Below are 4069 nucleotides of genomic sequence, written 5' to 3'. Positions count from 1 at the left end.
GGACCAGGACCGCCGCTACTACGCGATCACCGTCAAGCCGCAGGTCTTCATCAACCTCGTCCCCGACCACGTCATCTTCCACCGCATGTACCCGGTCGCCGTCGACCGCACGATCGTCGAGTGCGACTGGCTGTACCTGCCGCACGTGGTGGAGAGCGGCAAGGACGTCAGCCGGTCGGTGGAGCTGTTCCACCGGGTCAACGTGCAGGACTTCGAGGCCTGCGAACGCACCCAGCCCGGCATGAGCTCGCGGATGTACGCCAAGGGCGGCGTGCTGGTGCCCAGCGAGCACCACATAGGCGCCTTCCACGACTGGGTCAACGAACGCCTCGGAGCCCAGCAGGGCTAGGGCGTGTTTCGAAAGTAGCGTCGTCCGCCCGTAGGGCGGGCCCGGCGGCGTCTGGTGCGTGCGATCGCAAGGCGGAGGGTCGCCCCGATACTGGATGTATCGGGGTGATCCCGACAACGCGGCGAGCGTGCGTGCCAGGCGTCGCCGGGCAGGCGGGACTTTCGAAACACGCCCTAGATCCTGTCCGGACTCAGCCGAGGTAGCCCATGCGGTGGCTGATCTCCTCCGCGCCCTTGAGCAGGATCGGGGAGAGCTCGTGCAGCCGCTCCTCGGTGAAGCGGTAGGAGGGGCCCGACGCGCTCAGTGCCGCGATGACCACACCGTCCCGGTCCCTGATCGGGGCGGCCATCGCGTGCAGCCCGATCTCGAGCTCCTCCAGCGTCCAGGCGTAGCCGCGCTCCCGGGCCTCCGCCAGGTTCTTCTCCAGCTTCGCCTTCGCGGTGATGGTGTGCGGGCCGACCTTCTCCAGGCCGGACTTCGCCAGCACCGCGGCCCGCTCCTTGGCGGGCAGATGGGCCAACAGGACCTTGCCGCTCGACGTCGCGTGCAGCGGGGTCAGCTCACCGACCCAGTTGTGCGCGGCGACGGCCGCGGGACCGCGCACCTGGTACAGGTTGATCGCGTAGTGCTCCTGCATGACCGCGATGTTGACCGTCTCGCCGATCTCGTCCGCGAGGCGCTCGCAGACGGGACGGCCCTGCTGGGTGATGTCAAGACGTCCCGTGACCGCGCCGGCCAGGCGTACGATGCCGAAGCCGAGCCGGTACTTGCCGCGCTCGCCCGCCTGCTCCACCAGACCGCGTGCCTCCAGGGCGCCGAGCAGGCGGAACGCGGTGGACTTGTGAACATCGATCTCGGCGGCCACCTCGCTGACGCCCGCCTCGCCGCGCTGGGCCAGGATTTCCAGCACGCTGATGGCTCGGTCGACCGACTGCACTCCGCCGGACTGCGAGTTCGACGTTTCGGTGTCTGTGCTGTAGTTGCTCACAGCGCAACTATACGTGCAGTAAACAACGCCTTTGCAAGTAACCCTCTTGAAACGAAACCCACGTAAGTTGCGTGGTTCGCAACCTAGTGCATATAGCGCTACTGGGACTAGCATGCCTCGCGTATCTATGGCGCGAGCGAGACGAGGCACCATGGCTTCCCCGCAGTACGACTTCGTCATCGTCGGTGGTGGTTCGGCCGGCAGCGCACTGGCGAACAGGCTCTCCGCGGACCCCTCGAACCGGGTCCTGGTGCTGGAGGCCGGCCGGTCCGACTTTCCGTGGGACGTGTTCATCCACATGCCCGCCGCGTTGACGTATCCGATCGGCAGCCGGTTCTACGACTGGAAGTACGAGTCCGAGCCCGAGCCCCACATGGGCGGCCGGCGCATCTACCACGCGCGCGGCAAGGTCCTGGGCGGTTCCAGCAGCATCAACGGCATGATCTTCCAGCGCGGCAACCCCATGGACTACGAGCGCTGGGCGGCCGATCCCGGCATGGAGACCTGGGACTACGCGCACTGTCTGCCGTACTTCCGCCGGATGGAGAACTGTCTCGCCGCCGACCCGGACGACGAGTTCCGCGGCCACGACGGCCCGCTCGTCCTGGAGCGCGGCCCGGCGACCAACCCGTTGTTCGGCGCCTTCCTCAAGGCCACCGAGGAGGCGGGCTACCCGCCCACGACCGACGTCAACGGCTACCGGCAGGAAGGTTTCGCCAAGTTCGACCGCAATGTCTCCCGCGGGCGTCGCCTCTCCGCCTCCAAGGCCTACCTCAAGCCGATCCGGAAGCGCCCCAACCTCACCGTCACCACGCGCGCCCTGGTCACCCGTGTCCTGTTCGAGGGCAAGAAGGCCGTCGGCGTCGAGTACCAGCGCGGCAAGGGCGCCCCGAAGCAGGTCCGCGCCAAGGAAGTGATCCTGTGCGGCGGGGCGATCAACTCCCCGCAGCTGCTGCAGCTGTCCGGCGTCGGCAACGCCGAGGAACTGCGCGCCCTGGGCATCGACGTCGTCCACGACCTCCCCGGCGTGGGCGAGAACATGCAGGACCACCTCGAGGTCTACATCCAGTACGCCTGCAAGCAGCCCGTCTCCATGCAGCCGTACCTGGCGAAGTGGCGGGCCCCCTTCATCGGGCTCCAGTGGCTCTTCCGCAAGGGCCCGGCCGCCACGAACCACTTCGAGGCCGGCGGCTTCGCCCGCAGCAACGAGGACGTGGACTACCCCAACCTGATGTTCCACTTCCTGCCCATCGCGGTCCGCTACGACGGCTCCGTGCCGGCCGGCGGCCACGGCTACCAGGTCCACGTCGGACCCATGTACTCCGACGCGATCGGCTCGGTGAAGATCAAGAGCAAGGACCCGCGCGAACACCCCGCCCTGCGCTTCAACTACCTGTCCACCGAACAGGACCGGCGCGAATGGGTCGAGGCGATCCGGGTGGCCCGCAGGCTCCTCAACCAGCCGTCGCTCGCCCCCTACAACGACGGCGAGATCTCACCCGGACCCTCCGTGGAGAGCGACGAGGAGATCCTCGCCTGGGTCGCCAAGGACGGCGAGACCGCCCTGCACCCCTCCTGCACCTGCAAGATGGGCACCGACGAGATGTCCGTCGTCGACCCCACCAGCATGCGCGTGCACGGCGTGGAGGGCCTGCGCGTGGTCGACGCCTCGGTCATGCCGTACGTCACCAACGGCAACATCTACGCCCCGGTGATGATGGTCGCTGAGAAGGCCGCAGACCTGATCCTCGGCAAGGAGCCCCTGCCCCCGTCCAAGGCCGCGTTCTACCGTCACCGCGACGCCCAGCAGCAGGCCGGGTAAACCTTGGCCGCCGACGGGCTGCGGACGCTGCTGGAGCGTGTCCGCTACGAGGTACTGCCCGCGAAGGCGACCGAGGACAAGGTCCTCGCCCATGTGCCGCGCGACGTCGTCGTCACCGTGACGGCGTCGCCGGTCAAGGGCCTGGAACCGACCCTCGACCTCACCGCCCGGCTCCGCTCGCACGGCTACCGCGTCGTCCCGCACGTGCCCGCGCGGCTGCTGCGGGACGACGCGCACCTCAAGGAGGTCACCGGCCGGCTCCGGGAGCTCGGCGTGGACGACGTCTTCGTCCCGGCGGGCGACGCGAACCCGCCCGCCGGGTCCTACGACGGTGCCCTGCCGGTCCTGCGCAGGCTGAGCGAGCTGGGCGGCCCCTTCGCCGGGGTGGGCATCACCGGCTACCCCGAGAGTCATCCCCTCATCCACGACGACATCACCATCCAGGCGATGTGGGACAAGCGCGAGCACGCCACGTACATCGTGAGCAACCTCTGCTTCGACGCGCGCGTGCTGGGGGAGTGGATCGCCCGGATCAGGCGCCGGGACGTCGTGCTGCCCGTGTACGTGGGCGTCGCCGGGCCCGTGCAGCGGGCGAAGCTGCTCGCCATGGCGACGAAGATCGGCGTGGGGGAGTCGACACGGTTCCTGACCAAGCACGCGTCCTGGTTCCTGCGCTTCGCCACGCCCGGGGGCTATACGCCCGAGAGGCTGCTCAGCCGCGCCGAGGAGGCCCTCACGCCGCCCTCCGCGGGCATTGAGGGCCTCCATGTGTTCACTTTCAACCAGGTCGCCGAGACGGAGAGGTGGCGGCGGGCCCTGCTGGACCGGCTCGCGGGTTGACGAGAACCGTATACAGCGGGCTGCGAAAACCGTATACAGCGGGGGCGGGGCTGGAACACCAGCCCCGCCC

At 68.7% G+C, this 4069-nt stretch carries 4 protein-coding genes; 3 read left to right on the top strand and 1 reads right to left on the bottom strand.

The window, feature by feature from the left end; translation table 11 throughout:
* Positions 1-349: SRPBCC family protein (locus tag ACLZN2_RS50590; protein ID WP_416987008.1), on the top strand; the 349-nt coding region annotated here is incomplete at its 5' end.
* A gap of 190 nt (positions 350-539) precedes the next feature.
* Here the strand turns inward: ACLZN2_RS50590 and ACLZN2_RS50585 are convergent.
* A complete protein-coding gene (locus tag ACLZN2_RS50585; RefSeq protein ID WP_416987009.1) occupies positions 540-1286 on the bottom strand; it encodes an IclR family transcriptional regulator in 747 nt (248 codons plus the stop codon).
* 202 nt (positions 1287-1488) lie between these two features.
* Here ACLZN2_RS50585 and betA point away from each other — a divergent pair, with 202 nt between their 5' ends.
* Together betA and ACLZN2_RS50575 are read left to right on the top strand one after the other, a co-directional pair.
* A complete protein-coding gene (gene betA, locus ACLZN2_RS50580; protein WP_416987007.1) occupies positions 1489-3159 on the top strand; it encodes a choline dehydrogenase in 1671 nt (556 codons plus the stop codon).
* 3 nt (positions 3160-3162) lie between these two features.
* Entirely contained in the window at positions 3163-3999 is an 837-nt protein-coding gene (locus ACLZN2_RS50575) for a 5,10-methylenetetrahydrofolate reductase (protein ID WP_416987006.1), read from the top strand.
* Positions 4000-4069: the final 70 nt, after the last annotated feature.

It is taken from the genome of Streptomyces sp. T028 (genome assembly GCF_048159505.1).
In the GTDB taxonomy this organism is placed as follows: domain Bacteria; phylum Actinomycetota; class Actinomycetes; order Streptomycetales; family Streptomycetaceae; genus Streptomyces.
This window is presented reverse-complemented; position numbering and strand designations above follow the sequence as displayed.

Coding starts and splice junctions, on each gene's coding strand:
- betA (WP_416987007.1), top strand. CDS start 1,489: ATGGCTTCCCCGCAGTACGACTTCGTCATCGTCGGTGGTGGTTCGGCC.